At 61.3% G+C, this 24,831-nt stretch carries 21 protein-coding genes and 2 pseudogenes; 7 read left to right on the top strand and 16 right to left on the bottom strand.

All coding sequences use genetic code 11. The features are described 5' to 3' along the window. Nucleotides 1–174: 174 nt before the first annotated feature. The 8 genes from AUC70_RS02030 to AUC70_RS18255 form a co-directional block, all read right to left on the bottom strand. Entirely contained in the window at nucleotides 175–1,782 is a 1,608-nt protein-coding gene (locus AUC70_RS02030) for a trimethylamine N-oxide permease (RefSeq protein ID WP_069443362.1), read from the bottom strand. A gap of 166 nt (nucleotides 1,783–1,948) precedes the next feature. Next, on the bottom strand, nucleotides 1,949–2,347 hold the full coding sequence (locus tag AUC70_RS02025) for a hypothetical protein (protein ID WP_069443361.1): 399 nt from the start codon (nucleotides 2,345–2,347) through the stop codon (nucleotides 1,949–1,951). A gap of 8 nt (nucleotides 2,348–2,355) precedes the next feature. Beyond that, entirely contained in the window at nucleotides 2,356–3,735 is a 1,380-nt protein-coding gene (locus AUC70_RS02020; protein WP_069443360.1) for an FMN-binding glutamate synthase family protein, read from the bottom strand. A gap of 15 nt (nucleotides 3,736–3,750) precedes the next feature. Then, the gene (locus AUC70_RS02015) at nucleotides 3,751–4,623 is read right to left on the bottom strand and encodes a GltB/FmdC/FwdC-like GXGXG domain-containing protein (protein ID WP_069443359.1); all 873 of its coding nucleotides are present in this window, start codon (nucleotides 4,621–4,623) and stop codon (nucleotides 3,751–3,753) included. Then, nucleotides 4,611–5,546, bottom strand: a complete 936-nt coding sequence (locus tag AUC70_RS02010; protein ID WP_069443358.1) for a class II glutamine amidotransferase domain-containing protein — start codon at nucleotides 5,544–5,546, stop codon at nucleotides 4,611–4,613. Before AUC70_RS02010 ends, AUC70_RS02015 begins: the two co-directional genes overlap by 13 nt. A gap of 71 nt (nucleotides 5,547–5,617) precedes the next feature. Continuing rightward, nucleotides 5,618–7,090 (bottom strand): glutamine synthetase family protein, encoded by a 1,473-nt coding sequence (locus AUC70_RS02005; protein WP_069443357.1) that lies wholly within the window; start codon nucleotides 7,088–7,090, stop codon nucleotides 5,618–5,620. A 16-nt stretch (nucleotides 7,091–7,106) separates the two neighbouring features. After that, nucleotides 7,107–7,931, bottom strand: a complete 825-nt coding sequence (locus AUC70_RS18260; RefSeq protein WP_206599296.1) for an FAD-binding oxidoreductase/lyase — start codon at nucleotides 7,929–7,931, stop codon at nucleotides 7,107–7,109. Then, nucleotides 7,856–8,452, bottom strand: a complete 597-nt coding sequence (locus AUC70_RS18255) for an NAD(P)/FAD-dependent oxidoreductase (RefSeq protein ID WP_206599289.1) — start codon at nucleotides 8,450–8,452, stop codon at nucleotides 7,856–7,858. The genes AUC70_RS18260 and AUC70_RS18255 overlap by 76 nt, the downstream gene beginning before the upstream one ends. Before the next feature lie 365 nt (nucleotides 8,453–8,817). On the opposite strand from AUC70_RS18255, the gene ribA reads away from it, so the two are divergent. Together ribA and AUC70_RS01990 are read left to right on the top strand one after the other, a co-directional pair. Beyond that, nucleotides 8,818–10,098: a GTP cyclohydrolase II gene (ribA, locus tag AUC70_RS01995; protein WP_244505464.1), complete on the top strand. Its 1,281-nt coding sequence runs from the start codon at nucleotides 8,818–8,820 to the stop codon at nucleotides 10,096–10,098. Between the two features lie 86 nt (nucleotides 10,099–10,184). Beyond that, nucleotides 10,185–10,976, top strand: a complete 792-nt coding sequence (locus AUC70_RS01990) for a universal stress protein (RefSeq protein ID WP_069443356.1) — start codon at nucleotides 10,185–10,187, stop codon at nucleotides 10,974–10,976. A 67-nt stretch (nucleotides 10,977–11,043) separates the two neighbouring features. Here the strand turns inward: AUC70_RS01990 and AUC70_RS01985 are convergent, their stop codons facing one another. After that, entirely contained in the window at nucleotides 11,044–11,616 is a 573-nt protein-coding gene (locus AUC70_RS01985) for a helix-turn-helix domain-containing protein (RefSeq protein ID WP_280138193.1), read from the bottom strand. A 329-nt stretch (nucleotides 11,617–11,945) separates the two neighbouring features. Here AUC70_RS01985 and AUC70_RS01980 point away from each other — a divergent pair, with 329 nt between their 5' ends. The 4 genes from AUC70_RS01980 to AUC70_RS01965 all read left to right on the top strand — a co-directional run bounded on the left by AUC70_RS01980 (nucleotide 11,946) and on the right by AUC70_RS01965 (nucleotide 15,558). Beyond that, entirely contained in the window at nucleotides 11,946–13,139 is a 1,194-nt protein-coding gene (locus AUC70_RS01980; RefSeq protein ID WP_069443354.1) for a histidine kinase, read from the top strand. A 12-nt stretch (nucleotides 13,140–13,151) separates the two neighbouring features. Beyond that, nucleotides 13,152–13,787, top strand: a complete 636-nt coding sequence (gene narL / locus AUC70_RS01975; protein ID WP_069443353.1) for a two-component system response regulator NarL — start codon at nucleotides 13,152–13,154, stop codon at nucleotides 13,785–13,787. A gap of 389 nt (nucleotides 13,788–14,176) precedes the next feature. After that, nucleotides 14,177–15,115, top strand: coding sequence for a PAS domain-containing protein (locus AUC70_RS01970; protein ID WP_069443352.1), 939 nt, complete (start codon nucleotides 14,177–14,179; stop codon nucleotides 15,113–15,115). After that, nucleotides 15,103–15,558, top strand: a complete 456-nt coding sequence (locus AUC70_RS01965; RefSeq protein WP_069443351.1) for a diguanylate cyclase domain-containing protein — start codon at nucleotides 15,103–15,105, stop codon at nucleotides 15,556–15,558. Before AUC70_RS01970 ends, AUC70_RS01965 begins: the two co-directional genes overlap by 13 nt. A 39-nt stretch (nucleotides 15,559–15,597) precedes the next feature. Here the strand turns inward: AUC70_RS01965 and AUC70_RS17705 are convergent, their stop codons facing one another. The 7 genes and pseudogenes from AUC70_RS17705 to AUC70_RS01940 all read right to left on the bottom strand — a co-directional run bounded on the left by AUC70_RS17705 (nucleotide 15,598) and on the right by AUC70_RS01940 (nucleotide 23,276). Then, nucleotides 15,598–15,735, bottom strand: a complete 138-nt coding sequence (locus AUC70_RS17705; RefSeq protein WP_244505466.1) for a hypothetical protein — start codon at nucleotides 15,733–15,735, stop codon at nucleotides 15,598–15,600. 45 nt (nucleotides 15,736–15,780) lie between these two features. Continuing rightward, nucleotides 15,781–15,945, bottom strand: a pseudogene (locus AUC70_RS17700) (FAD-binding protein); the annotation flags it as partial. A gap of 140 nt (nucleotides 15,946–16,085) precedes the next feature. After that, nucleotides 16,086–16,559 (bottom strand): annotated as a pseudogene (locus tag AUC70_RS17695) (electron transfer flavoprotein subunit alpha/FixB family protein); the annotation flags it as partial. Then, nucleotides 16,559–17,350 (bottom strand): electron transfer flavoprotein subunit beta/FixA family protein, encoded by a 792-nt coding sequence (locus AUC70_RS01955; RefSeq protein WP_069443350.1) that lies wholly within the window; start codon nucleotides 17,348–17,350, stop codon nucleotides 16,559–16,561. The pseudogene AUC70_RS17695 and the gene AUC70_RS01955, both read right to left, overlap by 1 nt. A gap of 39 nt (nucleotides 17,351–17,389) precedes the next feature. Continuing rightward, a complete protein-coding gene (locus AUC70_RS01950; protein WP_069443349.1) occupies nucleotides 17,390–18,733 on the bottom strand; it encodes a hypothetical protein in 1,344 nt (447 codons plus the stop codon). A 105-nt stretch (nucleotides 18,734–18,838) separates the two neighbouring features. Next, nucleotides 18,839–20,914: a heterodisulfide reductase-related iron-sulfur binding cluster gene (locus tag AUC70_RS01945; RefSeq protein ID WP_244505459.1), complete on the bottom strand. Its 2,076-nt coding sequence runs from the start codon at nucleotides 20,912–20,914 to the stop codon at nucleotides 18,839–18,841. A 166-nt stretch (nucleotides 20,915–21,080) separates the two neighbouring features. Further along, the gene (locus AUC70_RS01940; RefSeq protein WP_069443426.1) at nucleotides 21,081–23,276 is read right to left on the bottom strand and encodes an oxidoreductase; all 2,196 of its coding nucleotides are present in this window, start codon (nucleotides 23,274–23,276) and stop codon (nucleotides 21,081–21,083) included. 372 nt (nucleotides 23,277–23,648) lie between these two features. On the opposite strand from AUC70_RS01940, the gene AUC70_RS01935 reads away from it, so the two are divergent. Then, the gene (locus AUC70_RS01935; protein ID WP_342021942.1) at nucleotides 23,649–24,737 is read left to right on the top strand and encodes an aminomethyl transferase family protein; all 1,089 of its coding nucleotides are present in this window, start codon (nucleotides 23,649–23,651) and stop codon (nucleotides 24,735–24,737) included. Nucleotides 24,738–24,831: the final 94 nt, after the last annotated feature.

Genomic DNA, 24,831 nt, shown 5'->3' with positions numbered 1-24,831 from the left:
TGTGAAAAGCCCCGATCTGCGCCAGAAATTAAGTGCACGTCCCGGGTCGCGCAGCGGGCAAGACACCCTTCATCGCCGCAGAATCAAAAACGGCCGAGACCCATATTTCAGGATCCCGGCCATCGCTTGAGAAAGGCGCCGCAACGGCGCCTTCCCGTGTTGTCTAGGTGCGCGCTACGTCCAGAAAATCACGTAACCGATACCGGCCGACAGGACGCCGCCCACCAAGGCGATATAGGGCAACGCGCCTGCCTTCGCTTGCGAGATCGTCTTTCCGTCTACTGACAAATCCGACAACATCTGAGGCGGAAACTGTCCCTTGTCTTGGATGTAGTGCCGGAAAATAAAGACCGGGATGACGAGGCCGATGGCGATCGCACCTGCGACCAAGGTCCCCGATCCCCAAACCTCCGCGCCCGCGCCCAAGAGGAACGCGTTGACGAAGGCCAGCACCACGCCAATGCCCATGAGGAAGGTGGGCGCCTTCCACGGGCGCTTCACATGCGCATTGTCGATCCGGTGGATCCAGCCTGCGTTCAGGTTCAAGAAGTTGAATACGATGTAGCAGACATTCGAGACCGCCAGCACGAACAGATAATCCGACATGAGGAGCAGGATCAGATTGAAAGCGAGATCCGTTCCCATGCCGCTCGTCGGCGCACCGTGCTTGTTAACGCGGCTGAGGTAGCGCGGAAGCCATCCGTCTACGGAGCCTTGGTAGAGCGTCCGCGAGCTGCCGGCCATGGCCGTCGTAATGGCGAGCATCAAAGCCAGCAACAGCATCACCACGAGCAGATTGGTGATGAAGGCACCGCCACCGACCATGCCGGCCATGGCCTGGGCAACGCCCGAGCCATCGACGATGCCCGGCGCGATAACCCCGGCAAGACCGAGCGCACCCTGGAACGACAGCGGCACCAGCACGTACACGGCAATACACAGAAGCCCCGAATAGAGGATCGCCTTGTAGGTGTCCGTCGCCGGATCGCGAAACTCGCTCGTGTAGCAGATGGCCGTTTCGAACGCATAGGCGGACCAGGCGGCGATGAAGAGTCCGCCGAAGAACAATGTCCAGCCTGCCTTGTCCCAAGCCGCCGTTGCCGGGTCCGTGCCAGGCGCGAACGGCTTGAACGCTTCCATCGCCACATCGCCGGTGATCAGCGGCACGATGCCGATGATCAGAAGCGGGATCAGGACCGACGCGCCCACGATGGTCTGCACCTTGGCGGTCGACAGAATTCCCCGATGCTGAATGGCAAACGAGATCAACATAAGAATCGCACCGATGAAGAACGTCGCATCGACGCGAAGGCTGAGCCCCTCCTTGAAGAAGGACAGGTCGAGGAACTGAATTTCCCAGGCTCGGATCGCCGAGTCCGCGGGGAACAGTGCCGTCAGAATGTAACCGGCCGCGATGCCGCAACCGATCGCCAGAACCGGAGTCCAAGCCAACCAGTTGCACCAGACCGAAAGCGGCGCGATCAACCGGCTGTATCGAACCCAAGCGGCAGCACCGTAGACCGATGCTCCACCCGACTTAGTCGGGAAGAGGCCTGCAATTTCCGCATAGGTGAAAGCCTGAATGAATCCGAACAGAACCGAAAGCGTCCAAACAAGAACGGACGGTGTTCCGACGGTGGCGGCGATGCCGCCGATTGAAAAGAGCACAAGCGCCGGGACGCCACTAGCGACCCAGAATGCATCCTTCCAACCAATCACACGATGAAGCGTAGACTCCGTGCCCGGACTTCCGGCAGCGGAAGCCGTGGTTGCATCTGACATTTTGTTCCTCCCTCAAGGAATCGGCCGCACTAGGCGGCTCTGATGTCGCCCTCGCTGTTTTTTTTGTGCTCGGGCGTTCTGCGTTTGCATTGTTAAGTCGTAGCTGCGGACACACCTCCTCTGTTGATTGACTCTGGTTCTTTCGACGCGGCGAACCGCAAGTTCGTTAGAACTTGCGGTAAGCCTTGTTCAGGTCGTGAAGTGGATGGTTCGGCGAAGTCTGGAAACGGATCAGCAGTTCGCGGGCGATCATGTCCCGGTCCTGCTGGTTATTCGGAAGCGCCATTGACTTCGGAATACGGACCCAGCCGTTGATGTTGCGATCGAAGATCGCGGGCTGACCTTCCTCGTAGCCCATGTGGACGTCCTCCAACCAGTTGAGGTCGTCCCAACCCATGAACTCCATGTACTCTTTGAGGAACGGCGTGATCTTGTCGTCGTCGGGCAACAGGTTCACGTCGTAGCGGTAGCCGATGTGCTGACCGATGACCTTCTCGCGCTCGGTGTCGAGACCGGCGGAGTCCTTCAAGTACTTATCGACGTCGTTCTGATCTTTCTTGGACATCGTCTTCCTCACCCCAGCTTGTGATAGTTCTCGACACCGACGGTCATGTCGGTTCCCGCCAGCGGCACCTGGGCCATGGCGGAGGCTTCCATTGTCAGCGCCGCAAGGTCTTCCGGCTCCAGGCTGTGGATGTCGGTCTTGCCGCACGCACGGGCCAGAAGCTGCGCTTCCAAGGTCAGCGTGTGCAGGAAGTTGTAGACCCGCTCCGCCGCCTCTTCCGGATCGAGCCGCTTGCGCAGCTCCGGATCTTGCGTCGCCACGCCCACCGGGCAACGGCCCGTGTGGCAGTGGTAACAGCGGCCGGCGGGCACGCCCATCTCAGCCTCGAAATCCGACTCCGGAATTTCCTTGTTGCAGTTGAGCGCCATCATGACCGAGTGGCCGATGGCGATCGCGTCCGCACCAAGTGCAAGCGCCTTGGCGACGTCGCCGCCGTTGCGGATGCCGCCCGCGTAGACAAGGCTGACCTTGCCCCGCATGCCGAGCTCATCGATGGCCCGGCGTGCCTGACGGATCGCGGCGATACCTGGCACGCCCGTATCTTCCGTCGCGATGTGCGGACCCGCACCCGTCGAACCTTCCATGCCGTCGATATAGATGGAATCCGGACCGCACTTCACGGCCATGCGCACGTCGTCGTAGACACGCGCGGCGCCGAGCTTCAGCTGAATGGGAATTTCCCAATTGGTCGCTTCGCGAATTTCCTCGATCTTCAGCGCCAGATCGTCCGGACCCAGCCAATCGGGATGCCGCGCGGGCGACCGCTGATCGATACCGGCGGGCAAGGAGCGCATCTCGGCGACCTGGTCGGTCACCTTCTGGCCCATCAAGTGGCCGCCAAGGCCGACCTTACAGCCTTGTCCGATGAAGAACTCGCAACAGTCGGCCAGCCGCAGATGATGCGGATTGAAGCCGTAGCGCGACTGGATGCACTGGTAGAGCCATTTCGACGAATAGCGGCGCTCGTCCGGGATCATGCCGCCTTCGCCCGAGCACGTTGCCGTACCCGCCATCGTGGCACCACGCGCCAGCGCGATTTTCGCCTCGTAGGACAGCGCACCAAAGCTCATGCCGGTCACGTAGACCGGAATATCCAACTGCAGCGGGCGTTTCGCCTGCGGCCCGATCACCGTCTTGGTATCGCACTTCTCGCGATACCCTTCGATGACGAAACGCGTCAGCGTACCCGGCAGGAAGGTGAGGTCATCCCAGTGCGGGATCTTCTTGAAGAGCGAGAAGCCGCGCATTCTGTAGCGGCCCAACTCTGCCTTCACGTGGATATCGTTCATGACCTCCGGTGTGAAGATCTGACTCTTACCCAGCAGAAACCGGCTTTGTTCGGCGGGCTCTTTCGCGCCGTTCGCCTTCTGCTTCTTATCCTTAGCCATCTCAGCAAGCTCCCCTTACAGAACCAATTTCTTCTCGGTCGGCTCTAGATTGTCGTAGTTCCAGAGCTGCTTACCGGCGACGATTTTGCGGAACGATCCGATGCCGCCTTTCGGCATCACGTCGTACTTCGTGAGTTTTTTCTCGAGCCACTCCCGATCGAGATCGGTCATGTCGCTCCAGACCGCGTCAACGCCAAGGCTTCTCGGTTCTCCACCCAGGAAGATGGTTCCGTCGTACATGGAGTCGCCAAGGTTCTTGCCGGCATTGCCGCAGATCACCATGCGGCCGCGCTGCATCATGAAGCCGGTGAACGAACCTGTGTCGCCGCCGACGATGATGTTGCCGCCCTTCATGTCGATGCCCGTGCGCGAGCCGACATCGCCTTTGCAGACGAGGTCGCCACCGCGGAGCGCGGCACCGAACTGCGAACCCGCGTTCTTCTCGATGAGAATGGTTCCGCTCATCATGTTTTCGCCGCAGGACCAGCCGACGCGGCCGTTGATGCGGATATTCGGTCCGTCGACCAAGCCACAGCCAAAATAGCCGAGCGAGCCTTCGATGATGAGATTGAGCCGATTGAGAATGCCGACCGCCAAGGAATGCTTGGCAGCGGGATTCTTCAGAACGATCGTCCCGTAGCCCTCGCCCATCATCTCACGGATGCGGGCGTTGACATGCTTCGCATCCATATTGGACGCATCGATCTCACCGCGCTTGTTGAAGTCCACGTCGAACGCGTCGGGCAGACTGAACCCGTGATGGGCCTCGTTGAGATCAATATCGAAGAAAACCTGCTGCGAACGACCGGTGAGCTGTTCCGTATGCATGCCCATTTCATGGGACTTGCGTTCCTGCTCAGACGGCGCAGCTTGCGTTAGCGTTGCCATACCCGCACCTCCTCATCATAGGGATCAGACGTATCGATTTCCCGGGGAACGATGGCGCGGATGGCCACTTCCTCCGAGGCGAGCGCAACGATGTCGTCGCTTTCGTAGAGAACCATGGGCTTCGCGGCCATCGTGTCCTTGGCCATGCCCAGTTCTTTGTCCGTGGCGACGATGTAGGTGAAGACGCCGTCGATCTCCTTGATCGACGCCCTCAGGGAGTCTTCGAGCGTCGCGCCCTGCTCCAGATTGTTGGCCGTATAAACCGCCAGCAGTTCGGAGTCGCAGTTCGACATGAACCGATGACCAAGTCGCTCCATTTCGCGGCGCATGATCCAATAGTTCGTGATCTGCCCGTTATGGACGACACTGATGTCGTTGTAGGGATAAGCCCAGTACGGATGCGCCGAACGGATATCGACATCCGATTCCGTGGCCATGCGCGTGTGCCCGATGCCGTGCGTACCCTGGAAATCGGCAAGGCCGTACTGCTGGGACACGACCGTGGCGTCGCCCAGATCCTTGATCAGCTCAAGGGAGTTACCGAAAGACAGGACTTCACCGCCCTCGATATGCTCCAGGTCCGAGGCCAGTTGCTTCGTGTCGCCCGAAAAGCGCAGGCGATAACGAAATGCATAAGGCGTCGGCTGCTCGACTTCGATCGTCTGCGCACCGAGTTCGGCCAGCCGATTGTCGACCAAGGCCTGACGGTCGCGGATCTTGTCACGGATGTTGTAATCCGTTTCGAAGTCCTCTGCTTCGGCGAGCTTCAAGCGCATGACGTACTCGTCAGGCTTCGTCACGCCGTAAACGGCAAACCCAGTCGAGTCGGGTCCACGATGCTTCAGACTTTGGAGCATCGCGGTCATCTCTTGACCGACGCCCACCGCTTTACCGCGATGAATGACACCAGCAATCCCGCACATTGTTTTTGTTCCTCCGTTTCACCAAGCGCGCCGCGCAAAGTGCGCGACGCGTTCAACTCGTTGTTCAGCTGCTATGGCAGGCAGTTGAGGTAGGTCTCCACATCCCATTCGGTGACGGTGTGGTTGAAACGCTCCCACTCGTCCCGTTTGTATTCGCTGTAGAGACGGTACATTTCGCCGGGCATGCCACGCTGCACGACTTCGTCGTCCTTCAAAGCCTGGAGCGCCTCGCCGAGATTCATCGGCAGCCGCTTCACTTCCTTTCCGGCCGCGATGGCTTCGTAGATATTGCGCTCCTCGGGCTCGCCCGGATCGAGATTGTTGTCGATGCCGTCGTCGGCGGCCGCCAGGATCGTGGATCCCATCAGATAAGGGTTCACCATCGAGTCCACGGAGCGGTACTCGAACCGGCCAGGCGCCGAAACGCGCAAGCCCGTGGTGCGGTTCTGGAAGCCCCAGTCGGCAAAGATCGGCGCCCAGAAGCCGGTGTCCCAGAGACGGCGATAAGAGTTCACCGTCGAGGAGCCGACCGCGGTCAGGGCGCGCAGGTGATGCACGATGCCGCCGATGGCCGCGAGCCCCGCCTTGCCAGGCAATTGCGGGTCGTCGCCGTCGGGCATGAACGTGTTGTCGCCGCCCGAGACGTACATGTAGTTTTCGCGCATGCCCGGCAGGTCGTCGGGGTCGTTGCCGGTCCGACGGAACACGTCCTCACCGCCGCGCCACAGCGACATGTTGTGGTGACAGCCACTCGCCGACACACCCATGAAGGGCTTGGTCATGAAGCAGGCGATGATGTTGAACTCGCGCGCGACCTGCGCACAGATCTGACGGTAGGTGGTCAGACGGTCCGCATTACGCAGCACATCGTCGTACATCCAGTTCAGCTCGAGCTGGCCGGGCGCGTCTTCGTGGTCGCCCTGGATCATGTCGAGACCCATCTTGCGGGAATACTCCATCACCTTCATGTAGACGGGGCGAAGGCTCTCGAACTGATCGATGTGGTAGCAGTAGGGCTCGGAGTAGCCGCCGTTCGGCTTGCCGTCCTCGTCCTTCTTCAGCCACATCATCTCCGGCTCGGTGCCGACGCGGAGCTGCAGGCCGTCGTGCTTCTTCTGGAAGTCCTGATGGAGACGGCGAAGGTTGCCGCGGCAATCCGCGGTCAGGAAGCCGCCCGGATTCTCTTTTTCCTCGCGGTTCCGGAACAGCGTGCAGTACATGCGCGCGACGCGCTTGTCCCATGGCAGCTGCATGAAGGTTTCCGGGTCGGGGATGCCGACGAGCTCGGCAGCCTCGGGGCCGTAGCCGAAATATTCGCCATGCCTGTTGAGGAACAGGTTGACCGTCGCGCCGTAAACGAGCTGGAAGCCCTTCTTCGCAACGCTCTCCCAGTGATCGGCCGGGATGCCCTTGCCCATGATGCGGCCCGTGATCGACACGAACTGCAGGTACAGATACTCAATTCCAAGTTCGTCGATCTTCTTCCGAACTTCTTTGACCAGCTCCTGGCGTTGCGGGTCATCTACATAGGTTTCGATATCCATTGACGTCTCCCTAACATCAACTCCACGGAAATGGGCTGTGGGAGACCGGATGCAGCTCACCCTTCGCAAAGCGCCCGAAGCGGAACGGCTCCAGTAGCTTGCTCTTCTCCCCAACCAGCTCTTGCGCGACGAGCTTACCAACCCCGATCATTTTGTAACCATGGTTGGAGTCGGCAATGACGTAGACATTCTCCCGGAAGGTATCGAACACCGGGAAGTTGTCCGGCGTGAAGCAACCAAGGCCGCCGGACTTCTCTTTGTGTTTGTAGGCGGAGATCTTGCCTTCGAAACGCTTCTGGCAATGGGCCAGCATCGAACACCACATGTGGATGAAGTCGTCGCCGACGATGAAGTCCGGCGAGTCCGGCCCGTAAGGATCGAGGGCGACCTTGTCGGGGTCTTCGTCCACCTTGTACGGAGAGGCGCCGCCCTGAATGCCACCGAAGTTGAAGTCGGGCTTGTAATAGAGGCCCCACAGCTTGTCGGTGATCAACGACCCGTCGACGTCCGAATAGAGCGGCGCGTCGGTATCCACGTGAATGACCGGCGGCATGCTGCCGTTGTTGGTCTTGTGCATGTCGGGATCGACGCCGAGCGTCCCCTCCTCCAGGCACCAGAATTTCCACATCGGCACGTCGTCGTGCATCTCGCCGTCGGGCCCTTTGATGGAGATGGCTTTCGGCAGCTCAAGCATGTCCCAGAATTTCAGCACCCAAGGACCTGCGCCAACGACCACCGCATCGCAAGCGATCGTGCCGCGGTTCGTCACGACGCCGGTGACGGCGCCGGAGTTGTTGCCGTATTCGAAGCCGAGAACCTCGACACCGGTCGCGATCCGCACGCCCTCTGCCTCGGCCTTACCGGCCAGACCATAGAGCGAGGCCGTATTGTTGGCGTAGCGCCGCGTTTTTCGTGCAGGACCGAGGTAATGCCTTGGGCCTGCCAGTCGTCGAAGATGCCCAGCATGTATTTGCGGCAGTCGTCGGTCCCCTCGATGAAGGTGGACTCGTAATCGATGGCCTGCTGCTGTTCGTAGATCGTCGCCACATCCGAATGCATGCATTCGGCGCTGATCTGCATGTACCCGACAGGGTGGTAGCTGTATGCCTTGGGATCGCTCTCCCACACCCCGACCGAGTGCGCCATCAACTCGCGCATGGCCGGCTGGAAGTAATTGTTGCGCACCACGCCGCAGGCAATTCCCGATGCACCGCCGCCGATTGACGCCTTGTCAATGACGAGAATATCCTCACCGGACCCCTTGCCCGTCGCCTTGAGCTGGAGGGCAAGGTGATACGCTGTACTCAGGCCGTGGATTCCGGCCCCGATAATCACGTATTTCGAGCTGGCTGACTGTTCCATGAGTCCGTCTTCTCGCCTAAACTGCTGATATCGAACAACAAATTCTGTTGTTTCTTGTCAGTCTTCGTTTGTTGAACCTGGTTCAACTTACCCATTCACTTCCGTGCAATTCCATACCCATTGGAGGGTAGGTGTCGGAATTGTGTCCGAGCGCCGGCGAAGATTGTCGCACCCATAAGCCCTGATCATAAGCCAAAAACGCCCTCAAACTCAACGTTTGCGGGGCCTTCCCGAGCCGGCGATCGTGGGGCCTCACTCTGAGGACATACGCCGAATGCCAGATGGCGGCCGGAACGGCCTTCCTCCTGGGGACTATCTCTTCGGGTGTAGTTTCATCAGTTGAAAGCTCAGCTATCGTGATTCACATGATGAAGGATCACTTTTGCTCGGTAGCCGACGCCGTCGACGATTTGCAACGGGGCCGAATGGTCGTCCTGATCGACGATCCGGACCGGGAGAACGAGGGCGACCTCGTGATGCTCGCCGAGCACGCAACACCCGAAGCCATCAGTTTCATGGCCACGCAAGGACGCGGCCTGATCTGTCTTCCGCTTCTTGAGGACGATTGCGACCGGCTCGGTCTCGAGCTGCAGCCGAAACGCCACAGCAACGCCTTCGGCACCGGCTTCACGATTCCCATCGATGCTGCCGACGCACCGGGGCCCGGCATCAGTGCCCAGGCCCGGGCCCACACGGTCCGGCGTGCCGCGGATCCCGAGGCATCCTCGGTCGATTTCAACCGGCCCGGCCACATCTTTCCCTTACGGGCGAAGAGCGGCGGGGTCTTGGTGCGCCCGGGTCATACGGAAGCCATCGTCGATTTCGCCAAACTCGCCGGTGCGCGGCCTGCGGGCGTGATCTGCGAGATCATGAACGATAATGGCACCATGGCGCGGACGCCGGACCTGCACAGGTTCGCGCGGAAGTTCGACCTCAAGGTCTGCACGATCGAGAGCCTTGTGGCCTACCGTCAGCAGACCGAGCGGCTGTTCGAACCGATCGAGCTCAACATCCCGATGCCCACGCGGTACGGGACCTTCATGCTGCATCTGTTCCGCAGCATCCTCGATGGCTCCGAGCATCTTGCCCTGACCCGCGGAATTCCCGGGCCAACCGTGATGGGCACCTCACCGGTTCAGAAACCTATCTTGGTGCGCCTGCACTCGGAGTGCATGACGGGCGACGTCTTCCACTCGCTGCGCTGCGACTGTGGCGAACAACGCGATGCCGCCCTCGAGCGCATCGCGGCGGCGGATTGCGGCGTCCTGCTCTATATGCGCCAGGAAGGACGCGGGATCGGGCTCGCCAACAAGTTGGCGGCCTACAGGCTACAAGACGAAGGCCTCGATACGGTCGAGGCGAATCTTCATCTCGGCTTCCCGGCAGATAAGCGCGACTACACGATCAGCGCGCAAATTCTGAAGTTTCTCGGCCTCCAGCGCATCCGTCTCCTGACGAACAATCCGCGCAAGGTTCACGCGCTCAAGGCCGATGGGCTGCAGGTCGTCGAAAACGTGCCGCTCCGCATCGAACCCAATGCCGCCAACCAGCGCTATCTGGAAACGAAGCGCGACAAGCTGGGCCATCAATTGCCTCATCTGAACGCGATGAGCGGTGAAATGGATGGAACACAATCGACCCGATAGCGCCTCACCGGCGCGCGTGATCCGGCCATTTCGGCTGCCGGAGATGAAGCGCGAAATCCCTTCCAACTCTCTCACTTGAGGACCCCATGGCCATCAAGGATCTGATTATCAGTTTCGACTCCCTCACGGCCCCTGACGCTCAACTCCCCTACGCCGTTGAGGCGACCGAGGCCCTGGGTGCACACGCGATCGGCGTCGCCCACGTGCCGGCAGGCGAGACGGCGCCGCGCGCGGAAGCTCAACGAGCGATGGATCGATTCGCGAGCGCCGGCGACCAGCGCGGCATCAGCTGGGAGACTCGTCTTGCGACATGCGCCACGGGCAAATTCGCAGAGCAGCTGTCGGTTCAGGCGCGCCATGCGGACTTGACCATCATTGGCCAACCGTCCTCCGAGGGCGCCAACGGCAAACATCAGACTGCTCTCTACGAGGAACTGCTGTTTCACAGCGGTCGCCCCGTCCTTGTTGTGCCGTGGGCGGGACATCCCAAGCCCAAGCCCCGCACCGCAATCGTCGCTTGGGATGCGAGCAGCACGGCCGCGCGCGCGTTGGCCGATGCCGTGCCCCTTCTGAGCCTCGCGGAAAAGGTGATTGTCCTCGTCGCCACGGACGACCAGCAGTCGGACCTCGGCACGGATCCGGGAGCCGACATCGCGCATCACCTGGCCCGGCACGGCCTCAATGTCGAGGTCCGGCGCATTCCACTCGATCCCGACACACCGACCGCGGACCTCCTCTTGTCACAAAGTGCGGACCTTGGCGCGGACCTCATGGTCATGGGCGGCTACCACCACAGCCGCATGCGCGAGCTTCTTCTCGGGGGCGTTACCCGGACCATCATCAAGACCATGACGGTCCCGGTCCTCATGTCCCATTGATCGGATTTCCGGGCGCGGTATTGGCGCGGCGGCGGAAGACGCGGTGTCCGGCGCCCTCGGGGCCGGCCTAGGACCCGTCCTTCGGGCCGGGCTCGACGATGATCGAGAGAAATCGGATCGGCAGCTCTATGAGCTCGACCGGCCCGTGCGCCGTCGTCCCCTCAAAGAAAAGAGAGTCGCCTGGAGACAGCCGATGGGGCTTTCCTCCATGCTCGTAGACCATTTCCCCGCCGAGCATGTGGATGAACTCCACGCCCGGATGTTGAAACAGGGGAAACACCTCCGACGTGTCGTTCAGTTCGATCATGTACGGCGACACCGACAGCTCCTTGCCGACGCCGTGTCCCAGCAGCTGATATTGGTGGCCAACCTTCGACCCCCGGCTTTCGATAAAGAGCCCACCATCCTTCTTGACGTAGCAGCAGCCCTGCGTCTCCTGGTGCGTCTCGAAGAAGAAGGTCATCGGTACCCGGAAAACACGGGACAAGGCGTGAAGTGTCGTGAGCGAGGGGAACGCGTTGCCGTTCTCGACCTTCGACAGCATTCCTGAAGATAATCCAGTCAGTTGGGCCACTCTGGCCACGGTCATGCCGTGCCGGTTGCGCGCAGCCCGGACCTGAACACCAATCGATAGAGCCACTTCCCGGCCCAAGCTTCATCGTAGGTTTCTTCAGTATCGGCCGTCAGCAGGGGCGTCAGTCTTATCGAGGGCCATTGCTTAGTGTCCGTTGGGCGGCGCTGTGCTGCAGCGCAACACGCCATGCGAATACCAGCATAGCCGATTACTATTACCCCTGGCCATGAATATTATTCAATGATATTGAACAATGCTGCTGTGCTTGATCAAGGTCAAATGAGGAGGTCCGCCGCGCCGAAGAGAGGGCGGCTTTTTTCCTAGGGATCTCCGCGCTGAGATGTCGCGATGGGCAAGGTGACACCAGACACGAAAAATGCCGAGAGGAATGCGGCATGACGGAAGCGCGAGGGACAAAGCTGGCCCCGCGTTCCGCATGGTTCGCCCCCTGCCTGGTCGGCAGCGAGCGAGAGCAAAGCCCGAGCACGACAATAAACCTGCTCAACAAGATTCTGACGCGCCTCCTCTCCGACCCGGACTCCGTAGAGCCCTTCGAGCTCGTTCTTTCTCACATCATGGATATGACCGATGCCCGGTCCGGTGCGATCTTCGTCAGCACCGAAAGCGGCCGGCAGTTGGTTCAGCTCGCGGTCGTGGGAGATGACGATCGGTCCCGCTGGCTCCACATTATCCGGCAGAGCCGTCTGTTTTCCTCCTTGGACACGCCCGAGGGCCCCAAGATCGTCGGCGATGTGACAGACCCGCACTCCTCCGTCGTCGTGCAGAGTTTCTCCCAAGGCATTTCGGGAATCGGCCTTCTGCTCTTACGCGTCGAGAGCAGCGAAATCCCTGTGTCCAGGACAACGCTGGAATCGTTCACCGAGTACCTCTCAGGCGTCATCGAGAGTGCACGATGCGCTCGCATGAAACTGCGTAGCGCGCAGAGCGAGGAACGCGCGGCGATAGCGCGTGAGCTACACGACTCGCTCGCGCAGTCCATATCGTATCTGAAAGTGAAGGTAAGCCTGCTGCAGGACACGCTGCGCAAGCGCACCGACAGTGTTCCCGATATCGAAAAGACGCTTCAGGAAGTGCGGAGCACGCTCAGCACCGCGGACCTGCAACTGCGCGAGTTGATAACGACCTTCCGCCTGACGATGCGCGGCAGGACGTTTTCGCAAGCGCTGGAAGACTCCATCGAAGAGTTCGAGCGCCGTAGCTCCATCGCCTTCGACTTGGACAACCGGTTGAAGGCGGGACGGCTGACGGTCTCCGACGAGATGCAGCTGCTGCTTATTCTTCGCGAAGCGCTTTGCAACGTCGTACGCCACTCCCACGCGAGTCTTTGCTGGGTCAGCGTCCGCGTCCGCGACGATGGGGCCATTCTAATGCGGGTCGAGGATAACGGGGTCGGCATGCAACTCGCCCTGCAAGGCGGCGAGCACCATCACGGCCTCATCATCATGCAGGAGCGCGCCCGCGCGCTCGGCGGAACGTTCCGCATCGAGGACCGTACTGGCGGTGGCACGCGTCTCAACGTGTATTGCCCCGGCACGGAAGACTCGGGTTTCAATGCGATTGTCGACTGAGAAGGTGTTGGTATGGCTGAGTGCTGCAAAGTCTTGTTGGTAGATGATCATCCTCTGTTCCGCTCCGGCGTCGCACAGTTGATCTCGTCTCAACCGGACTTCGAGGTCGTCGGCGAAGCCGCCACCTGCGACGACGGCGTGGCCCTTGCTGAATCGCTTGGCCCAGATCTCGTCATCATGGATATGCACATGGGCGAAGGAAGCGGACTCGATGCGCTCCGGCGCATCAAGGAGGCCGAACTCAGCACCGAGGTTATCATGCTGACGGTGTCGGATGCAGAGACGGATTTTCTTCGTGCCGTGCGGGCCGGGGCCAAGGGCTATCTGCTGAAGGGATCCGAGCCGGAGGAAATCCTGAACAAGCTTCGGCTTGCCGCGCGCGGCGAGTCGGTTTTTACCGAGCCCCTGATGAATCTTCTGCTGGGCGCCATGCGCGATGGAGCACCGAAGCCCGCGCCCGACGCCGAATGCCTCACAACCCGAGAAAAGCAGATCCTGCAACTGATCGCTGCGGGCAAGAGCAACAAGCACATCGCGCGGGATCTCAACATCAGCGACGGAACCGTCAAGGTTCACGTGAAGAACCTTCTGCGAAAGCTGAATTTGCAGTCGCGGCTTGAGGCGGCTGTCTGGGCATTAACGCCCTAATACGACATCGCGCGCCCTGGCGCCGATCGGCACCACGCAGAGGCCGCTCTTGTTGGTCCCGCAGTTTTCCATAGGCAGATGTCCGAGTATCTACCCGACCCGACCGTCCCTTTGGACTTAGACACCACAAAGCATCCACGCGCTGAATGGTCCGCCTATTCCCGCAACCAGACTGTTGCGTTTGTCCCACCAGGAACTCTCGCGTTACAAATAGACACTTGGCGAGTTGATCCCCGCCTCCTTCGATACCACCAATGTAGTACCCATTAAGATCATCAGCACTTTTGCTTGTTGACTAACCGATCTGCCGAGCGAGACTATCTTCGGCAAGCTAAGGGTGAAGACCTGAGGATCGGACGCACCGGAGAGTCCAGAAGAGCTTTCGCGAAATGGGAAATGCCACAATCAAACAACTGTCGGAGATCCTAGCGCGCGCAGGTTCCTTGCTTGAGACCGGCCCCTCTGGTCTCGTACCCACCCAACCACACCTCTTCGAACTGCTTCTCGACACCATCGAGACAATCGTGTTCGTGGCTGACACTGATGGCCGGCTTCGCTATGCGAACGCAGCTTGGGAGCGCCTCACAGGATTTAGCCCTGCGGACACGCGCGGGCTTCCGAACGCCTACTACCTCCACCCACGAGATCAAGACCGCTGGATACGCTTTTTGGATGCGTCCAAGCGCGACCCGGAAGGGCATCCTGTTCTCGTTCTTCGCTTTCTGACGCGCTCGGGCGAAACCGTCTACCTGGAAGCCAGTGCGCAGGGGCTGATTTCCAACGACAACAACTGCCGCGGCTTCGTTGGCACGCTGTCGGAAGTCGGCAACCGCGTGCAGCAGGAGAATATCAGGGAAGCCAGCCACCGGACTCTCGATATCCTGATCAACAACCTGCCCGGCCTTGTCTACCGTTGCCGCAACAATCGTCAGTGGACGATGGAATATATGAGTAAGGGCTGTGAGGCATTGACCGGCTACCCGGCGGAGGCCCTGGTCAACAACAAGCAACTTACTTATGCCGACCTCATCCTGCCTCAAGAGCGGGAACAGGTCTGGGAACACGTTCAGGCGGCCGTACGCGAGAACCGTCCGTTCGAGTTGATGTATCGTATTCAGACCGCGAGCGGCGACGTGAAGTGGGTCCTCGAGCGGGGGCACGGCAACTTCTATACCAGCGGCGAACTTCTTGGCGTCGAGGGCTTCATCACCGACATCACGCGGGAGAGGCACGAACAGCTGAGACTGAGGGGCGACAGCCTCTACGATTCTGCCAGCGAACTTCCACGCCGGCGCTATTTCTCGATCGCATCAAAATGGCATTGCTGAACGCCACACCCGGCGAGCACCCGGCGGTTCTGGTCGTCCATTTGAACCAGCTACAGAACTGGCATGAGTCTCTCGCACCCGAAGACAGAGAGCGGGCCCTGCTCAACATCGGCCGACGTATCGACGGCGTTCTGGACCGGTCGGACTCGTTGTGCCGTTGGACGCGCAATGAGTTTGCCATCTTGCGCACGAGAACGCAGTCCGTCGACGACGCCATCAAGCTCGCCGAAAAGGTCCAGAAGGCTCTGCGCGCGCCCATCGGCGATGGCGATGACGCGTTCTTCCTCACAACGAGCATCGGGCTGGCAACCGGCTTCGAGGCCGCTACGACGGACAGCGCCGAAGATGTCCTTGGGGTCGCCTCCGGCGCCGCGGCGCGCGCGAGCAATCTCGGACTTGGCCGTATCGAGATTGCAAATCTGGACGACGCGCCTGCGGCCTAGCGCGCGATCATAGCGAGACAGCCGCGTCGCCCCAGCTCGTCAGGAGTCCTGGTCGCGCAGTTCCTCCGCGATTTCGAACATGTCTCCAACGATGCCGTACTTCGCGATCGTGAAGATGGATGCTTCAGCGTCCTTGTTGACCGCGATGATGTTCGGCACGTGTTTCATGCCGGCCATGTGCTGGACGGAGCCGGAAATACCCAGCGCCAAATAGATCTTGCACTTGGCCACGGTCTTTCCGGACTGACCGACTTGGCGTGACTTTGGCAACCAGCCATTGTCGGCGATCGGTCGAGAGCAGCCCAAGGTGAACCCGAACGCGTCGGCGAGTTCCTTGAACTCCTCGACATTGTCTTCCTCGCCGACACCACGCCCGATCGACAGCATGTACTCGGCTTGCGTGATATCGACGTCGCCGGTTTGCTCCGGTTCGACGTAGGCAGGTGCTCCGTGTGCGCTTCCGCCGATGGCGCCTCGAAGGAGGTCACGGCCGGGCTTCCGTCGTCTTCCAACGGTTTGAAGACATTCGTCCGCACAGTCAGCAGTACGGTTTCCTTGCCCGGGAAGTCGACTTCCATATGCAGTTTTTCCGCATAGGCGGCACGGACGGCAACAAGGCCCTCGGCCTCGAAACGCATTTCGAAGACGTCCGTCGCACAACCGAACTGGCCCCGTGCCGCGACTGCCGGTGCATAGCCCCAGGCATCCACGGTGTGCGCGCACATGATGACGGCCGGTTTCCGCGCGTCGGCCAGCGCCAAGACGGCAGCCTCGTAGGTATCGTTCTGAAACGATGCCACCGGGACAGGAACTTTTACGACTTCGTCGACACCCGCCTTGGCAACGAGGCCTGCGAAGTCATCCGGCGATTCTGCGATGACCGCGACGGTCACCTTGTGGCCGGACTCCTCCTTCAATGCGACGGCCGCGGCGATGATTTCCAACGTCGCCGGGTTGAGTTGCCCCTGGCGATGCTCCGCGATCACAAGGATCTCTCCCATTATGCCGCTCCCTTGAGTTCTTTGATGATTTCCGCAAGACGCGCGGCCTGCTCGGCCGGCGTACCTTCAATGAGTTCGGCCTGACCCGTCTCCGGCTTGTACATACGCCGCACCCGAAACGAAGCCTGTTCGGCGAGGCTGTCGCCGGATAGACCGAGATCGTCCAGAGACAGTTCCTCGACGGGCTTCTCTTTCGCCTGTTTCAGGCCTCGCAGCGACGCGTAGCGCGGCGTGTTGATGCCGAGCTGGATTGTCAGGACAGCGGGACACTCCACCGAGAGCTTCTCCACAAGTCCGCCCTCGAGTTCACGCAGAAGCGTGGCCTTGGGGTCGCCGGGCGTCCACTCGATCCCCGTGACGACCGCCACATGCGGCCAGCCGAGAGCGGCCGCAAGGGCGACGCCAGTTTGCGCGTAAGACCGATCGGAGGACAGCGTCCCGGTCAGGATCATGTCCGGCTTTTCGCGCGCTGCGACGCCGGCGAGGACTTGCGCAACGACGGCAGGGTTCGCGTCTTCCAACGCGTCGTCCCACACCCGAATGCCTCTATCGCCACCCTTGGCGAGGCAACGGCGCAGAACATCCTCGGCATCGTCCGGGCCGACGGTCACGGGAACGACTTCGACGCCGTCCGACGCTTCCATAATGTTCAGCGCGGCTTCGTAGGAATAGTCGTCCCACTCATTCGCTTCGAAGTTCAGATAGTCGGGATCGACGTCCTTGCCGTCATCGCGAAGCTCGAAGTCCTCGTCCACGACGGCGATTTGCTTGACGGGAACTAGGATTTTCATGGTCTTACCCTCACACCAATATTCCTTCCGATGTTGTCCTCAGGTCGAATTCGCTCTTTTGATCAATGCGCTTGCAGCCGAGAAGCGCACTTGTGGCTCGGGATCGCTCAGCATGCTGACGAGGTCGGCCTCCGCCAGGTTCCGATGCCGCACCAGAAACGCGCGATTGAGCGGGTACGGATCCTCGAGCAGCGGGACCAAAGCCTCGCGGGGCGCGTCTGGATTGAGGATGACCGAGCGGCGGACATCGGCGTCGGCGCTGCCAGCGATACGGACGAGTAGATCGAGTGGCGCGCGCGGGTTCCGTCCCAATGCCGACAAGACGTCGGCGTCGTCATCCAGTCCGAGCACGCCGATCACGTCATCCGGAACATCGGCGCGAAGCGCGACCCCTGCCCGGACCCAAGCCACCGTATCCCGCGACAACTGCCGCAGCAGGCCGAGCGGGGTCGACCGATTGCGGCTCACGCTACGCCGTACGTCGGCCTCCTCGTCGGCGGCAAGACGAACGAGGACATCTTCTGGTACCGTCGGATTTCGGGCCAGCCAGCGCCGGACCCAGGCGTCGGGATCGTCTGCAAGCCGCCGCGCCACATCTGCGGCCAACCCATCTCGACGGGCTTCCGCACGCCGCACCCGCAGACAGGGATCCGCGGCGACTGCATCGGGTAGCGCCTCGTCCGGCGCGAACCCCCGGATGGCCGCCGCCCGAACCGTCCCGTCAGGATCGCCCAAAAGCTTCTCGAGCGACGCAGTTTCGACCGCCGGATTGGACGCGAGCTTGCGCCGGACAAGTGCCTCGGAGTCCGTCAGGGCCGCGTCCATGACGTCCTGTGGCGCCGACGGATGTGCCGCGACCTCAGCGCGCGTGTAGGCATCGCCTTCTTTCCAAAGGAGACTGAGGACGTCTGCGGGCGTATTCGGGTTTCCGGCCAGGGCCTTCTTGTTTGCAGCCTCCGCCACGGAATAGAGCGCGCGCAGCGTCTCCGCCGGCGTGTTCGGATTGCCGCAAAGTGCATGACGGACCGCAGGCGATGGAGACTGCGCGAGTCCTGCCAGCGTGTCAGGGGACACATTCGCGTGCGCAGCCACGGCGACGGCCATCTCTTCGACGGGGCTGCTCTCGACGAGTGTGGCCAAGGCTTGCGGTGAGGCCGCGGGATTTCGCGCCACCCGCAAGCGCACCTTGCCGTCTTCGTCGGTTGCCAGACTGTCCAGCAGCGAACGCGGAACATAGGGCGCGGCGCCGAACTGACGCCGGATCTTCGCCGTCCGGAACAGCAGCGCTTCGAGCTTCTGCCGCTCCGGGCGCGGAGTGGCACCGTGAACGGCGGCTGCCAGGTACACGTCGCCGGAGGTTAGTGCGCGATCCACAAGGCTCATGACGGTCCTACTGGACACCTTGGACCGCTGCATCCGCCGCGCGCTGCTCCTCAGCCGCAACGGCGCCTGCGTCCTCACCGAAATCCATGCACTCCTCGACGAGCTCTATGAGCTCCATGACACGGAAATTGTCTTCGTTGCCGGTGGACTTGCGCGCGTCTCGAACATGTTCATGCATTTGGGGCAGTTCACGACGAGAACATCGAGCCCGTCGATCTTGGCCGCTTCGCGGACGCGATTTTCGGACGGCTTCTCCTTGTCCGTGGGATCGGCAATCCAAATGCGTCCCCCGCCCGCGCCGCAGCAGAAGGAGTTGTCCCGCGACCGCTCCATCTCGACAAGTTCCGCGCCGAGCATCCGGATGGATTCCCGCGGCGGCTCGAACCCCTTGTTCAGACGCCCGAGATGACACGGGTCGTGATAGGTCACGCGCGCATCGAACGTCTTCGACGGCTTGAGCTGCCCCGATGAGAGCATCTGCTGAATCATGGCGCTGGCGTGCTCGATCTCAAAGACGCCTTCGAAGTCCGGGTACTCGTTGCGGATCGTGTTGTAGGAATGCGGATCGGTCGTCACGATCCGATTGAACTCGCACCCCTGCAGCGTCTCGATGTTCGATTCGGCGACGTGCTGAAACAGCCCCTCTTCACCGACGCGGCGGACATCGTTGCCCGCGTTCATCTCGGCTTCGTAGAGGATGCCGAAATCGACGCCCGCATGGCGCAGCAGACGCGCAAAGGCCTGCGAGACCCGCTGATAGCGCGGATCGAACGACGCGAAATCGCCAACAAACCAAAGAACGTCGACCGGCTCCTTCCGCGCATCCTTGATCTCGAAGTCGAGCTTCTTCGTCCAGCCAGGCCGCTTGCGCTTGTTCTCGCCGAGCGAGTTGCCCTTGCTGTGGATGTTCTGCAGCGCCTTCTGGAGCGTGGGCTCCATTTCGCTGGCATCCACCAGAGCCCGGCGCATCTCGACGATGATCGGCACATGCTCGACGCCCACCGGGCAGATCTCGACACAGGCCGCACAGGTCCGGCACGACCACAACGTCTCCGGCCGCACCTGATTGATGCCGTCGCCGATCGCAGCCAGACGGTCCTGCGGCGGAAGGCTGAACCCTTCGAGGGTCGCGTTCGACAATTCGCGAAGCGTCAGGACGAGGTCGCGGGGCGACAGCGGAAAGCCCGTCGCGTTGGCGGGACAGGCCTCGTGACAGCGGCCGCACTTCGTGCACGCGTCGAGATTGAGAAGCTGCTTCCAGGTAAAGTCCGTGATCAAATCCGCGCCGACCTTCTTCGCGGTCAGGTCCGCTTCGGGAAGATGCGCGGCCGGCTTCGCATCGCGAACCGCGAGCGAGGCCATCGCCGTGAAGATGTGCTTCGCCTTCGTGTAGGGAATGGCCGCGATGAAGGTGAGTGCCAGAAGGCCGTGGAACCACCATAGCCCGATACGCAGCTCCCCTGCCCCAGCCGGCGTCAGGCCGAGCGCTTTGTAGCCGTAAGCCACGATCGCCCCTACCGGCGACCACCAGCGGTAGTCCCAGACCGTGGGGTCGGCTTGCAGCCAGACCAGGCGCGCGGCCTCGAGCATAAAGCCGGTGATGCCGAGCAGCACCAGGGCCCACAGAAATAGCCAGTCCTCGATTCGGTACCAGTCGCGGCCGTAGTCGGGATCGGAGGGGACACGGTCGGGACGCCGGTAATTCAGCTTCGGAAGCGCCAGCCACTTCCTTCGATACATCATGTACAGGAGGCCGACGACGAAGCCCGCGCCCGCAATGTCGAGCACCAGCGAGAACCAGAGATAGAAAGAGCCGTGCCAAAACTTGATGCCGGCGATCGGCTCGAGAATGTCGTACTCGAGCGTGATGGTCGCCGTACCGATGAAGAGCAAGGCGAAGCCGAAGAAAATGAGCGCATGATTGCGGCCGGCAGCAGAGTCGCGGCGGCGGATCGTGCGATGCGTCAGCATCGCCTCGATCATGCCTTTGACGCCGGACCAAAGACCTTCTCCGGTCTGCGCGCGGCCGCGGGCATATTTCCGGACCTGTGCGTAGCAGCCGTAGACAAAGACCGCGATCGCAAGGATCGCGACGACGTAGAATGACACCAGCATCCACGTCGGAAAATCTTGGAACAGAATTCGGGTGACCTGCTCCGGGTTCTGTCCCGCTTCGATCAACGTCGTCTCCTGACGGGTTGAGGGCGTTTCTTGGAACCCGCGCTCCCTGATCGCGAGTCGTGTCGCTCAGGTCGGACCGTTCGGATTCCCTTGTGCCAAAGCCCCAAAGTTCGCTGTTGAAAGATCGTCCCGGGCGGGGGAGAGCACCGCCCGGGACAAAGTCGTTCTATTCTTGGTATTCGATTTCGACCGCACCGCCCGGCATATGCGACGTGCCCCAGACAGCCACTTCGCGGCGGTAGGGCTTCGGATGCTGCGGATCGTCTTCTTCGATCTCGCGGGCGATCCGGTGTCCATCAAAGGTCGCGTCGGCAATGAGCTTGGGAGCCCAGGCATCGCCGATGACATACACACCCTTGATGCCCTTCTCGGCCCACTCGCTCTTCCGCTCCTTCAGGCCGCGATAGATCTCGTCGTCCGAGGAACGGCCGGTCACAAGCACCAGCGTGTCGAAATCAACCCAGCGCTGGGTCTTGTTCTCATCGCGCGGCAGCTGGCCGGGGCCCTTGTACTGCCGCTTCCAGCCATCGCCGTAGATGTCGTAGATCTCGATACGTCCTTCTTCGGCGCGAGACGCCCAGACGCCGTCGATCATCTCAACATGGTTGTTGTGCAACCAGCGGTGCAGGTTGGGCAGTTCGAGCGTGAACTCCATGTAGCGGCCCATCTGCACGCCATTGATGATCGTGACGTCGTGGCCCGCTTCCTTGAAACGCTGCGCAAGGCTCGGCCCCATGAAGTACCAATCGCAGTTGAGCACCACGACCTTCTTGCCGATCTTCTTCTTGCCTTCGAAGATCTGCTCGGGCGTAACGCACCAGTCCTGGGTCGTTGCGTCGATACCCGGGATCGCCTCGTGGGTCAGACCGCTCGTGCCGTCCGTGTTCCAATGGGAGCCGGTCGCCACGATGATCTTGTCGGCGCCGTAGTCGAGACAGTCGTCGACCGTCATCGGCTTCACGCCGAGCGCAACCTGCGAGTCCTTGTTCTTCTTCAGAAGCTTGTTGAGCTGGGTCTCGCGGTAGTCACGGTGATAGCTCCACTCGCCGAGGCCGGGCAGCGTCGCGATCGTGTTGACGCAACCGCCGACCTTGTCGGCCTTGTCCACCAGGTGAACGGTGTAGCCCCGCTCCATGAGGATGCGCGCGGCCTCCGAACCGGACGGGCCGGCGCCGAGCACGAGGATCGAGTCGTCGGACTCCGCCTTCGGGAACTTCTCGGGATGCCATCCGCGGCGATACTCTTCACCAGCCGTCGCGTTCTGCGTGCAGATGAAGGGCGGTCCGCCGATCTCCCAGCGGGAGATACAGACATTGCACCCGATGCAGGTCCGAATGTCGTCGAACCGGCCTTCCTTGATCTTCTGGGGCAGGAACGGATCGGAAATGCTCGGCCGCGCCGCGCCGATGATGTCGAGCTCACCGGCACGGATGACCTGCGCCATCCTCTCGGCATCGGTGAAACGGCCAACGCCAAGAACGGGCTTCTTCGAAACCGCCTTGATGTGCTTCTGCCAGGGGATCTGATGACCCATGCGATACCAGCGGGAGGGTCCGGCGTCCTCGCCCCATTCGGCGATGTCGCCCACATTGACGTCCCAGACGTCGACCAGCGGATCTGCCAGCTCGACGAATTTGATGCCGTCTTCCTCGACCTCGACGCCGCCTTCACCGTAAAGCGTGTCGACCGCAAAACGAGTCGCGATCGCGCAGTCCTTGCCGACCGCATTGCGAACCTTCTCCAGCGTCTCGAGCCAGAACCGCGCACGGTTCTCGAGCGAGCCGCCATATTTGTCGGTGCGCCGATTGTAGTAGGGCGACAGGAACTGGAGCGGCAGATAGGAGTGCGCGCCGTAGACGTAAACAATGTCGAAGCCCGCGTCGCGCGCACGAATGCCGGCGTCCACGTAGTACTGCTGCAGCCGGTTGATGTCGTCCTGATCGGCCTCGTGGCAATAGGTCAGATTCTCGTATTCCGAGTTGAACTGGCTCGGCCCGTAGGAGGTGCAGCGCGTCTCCATGCAGGGAGCGTGTGCGGCGCCGTACCACATCTCGACACCGGCCAGCGCGCCATTGGCATGAATGTGATCGGTCATCGCACGCAAGTTGCGGATGTCGCCGTCGTCCCAGATTCGGGCGGACACGCGATGGCAATCGTCCGACTCCGGATGAATCGAGCAGTATTCCGTGTTGATGCCGGCCCAGCCGCCTTCAGCCTTCAACGAACGGTGCGCAGCCTGGAAACCCGGCTTGTCCGATCCGGCGCCGATACAATGGGGCACCTGATAGAAGCGGTTGCGGAGGGTTTTGGGCCCGATCTTGATGGGCTCGAATAGGATGTCGTATTTCGAGTCACTCGCCATGGAGTGCATCTCCCTTTCTCTGGCGGTGGGGAGATCAGCTCCGCTCAACCGCTATTCTCGACCAGCCAGAGCCCGGAAAAGTTTCGTCCGGCTTATTGTTATGTGCCGAACCGGCCGCCCAACCCGAGACATCTTGGCCATGCAAGTCTCGGCCAATTCGGCCCAATTCCAATTCCCTTGGATGGATACCCACTTGGGGTTAGCCGCCGCCCGGCGCGCGGCAGGAACCGGCCGCTTATTCAGAATGGGCTACCTCCACGAGAGTAATTGTCATTCGGCGTATTCACTTCGACACTGCGGATAGCCGCCACGATGCGGTTCTGATCGAAATCACGCACACGTTGGGGCGACATGAGCACGCGAAACTCCGCATTGAACAGTCGACACGAAGCTTTGGGATCGAAACTCGACGGCGAGACATGGTGCGATATGCGCGTACCATGGAGCTATGCCACCGACCCGAACGACGAAGTCGTCGCGGTACGGACCTGCGCCGGGCTTTACGACGTCTCGGCGCTGAACATCGTGCGCGTGACAGGCCCCGACGCCGTCGCCACGCTCAATGGCCTCGTGGCCATCGACGTATCCACGATCGCTCCGGGCACGGCGCGGCTGGGCGCGGAAGTGAACGAGAACGGCGCCCTCGTCGACGACATCATGATTATTTGCGATGGGCCGGACGAATATCGCGTGACCCACGGCAGCGGGGCCACGCCGGAGCATCTCAAGAAGGTCTCCGCGGGCAAGAATGTCTCCGTCGAGTGGGACCGGGATACCCATGTTCTTTCGCTGCAAGGTCCGGCTTCTCTGAAAACGCTGAACCCACACACGCCCATGGCGCTGGAGACGCTCCCCTTCTTCAATCACGCCAAGACGACCCTGTTCGGCAAGGACGTCATTATCGGCCGCTGCGGATATTCGGGAGAGCGTGGTTACGAGGTCTATTGCTCTTCGGCGGATGCGGGTGAGATGTGGGATAGCATTCTGGCCGCCGGCAAAGAGTTCGGCGTGGTCCCGGCCTCTTGGACATCGCTCGATCTCATCCGCGTCGAGTCCACGCTTCTGTTCTTCCCCTACGACATGCCCGAAGGCGACACGACGCCGTGGGAAGTCAACATGGGCTGGGGCATCGACGAGGACAAGCAAGCGGACTACATCGGCAAGCAGGCGGTCCTTTCCCTTCGCGGCCGCGAGCGAGTCAAACAAGCCGGCATCGTGTGTGACACCGACGACGCGGTCGAACCCGGCACGCGCATCTTCAAGGACGGCAAAGATGTCGGTGTCGTCACCAGTTCGAGTTTCAGCCGGTACCTCATGAAGTCCTTGGCTATGGTTCATCTCCTCCCGGACTGTACCGGACTTGGCACGCAGGTGACGTTGGGCGGCGAACCGGGCATTTGCACCGGCACGGTGGTGCGGACCCCGTTCTACGACCCAATGCGCCTGCGTGTTGAGGAATAATAGCCCCGAGTGCCGCCTGCTACTGGCCGCGGGTGGTACCGAGAGCCGGTTGTGTGCACGTCACGCGGCCGGCTCTTTCCTTTCGTTGCGTTCG

The sequence above is a fragment of the Methyloceanibacter stevinii genome (genome assembly GCF_001723355.1).
Lineage (GTDB): Bacteria > Pseudomonadota > Alphaproteobacteria > Rhizobiales > Methyloligellaceae > Methyloceanibacter > Methyloceanibacter stevinii.
Note: the sequence above shows the minus strand (reverse complement) of the source record. Positions and strands in the feature narration are given on the sequence as shown.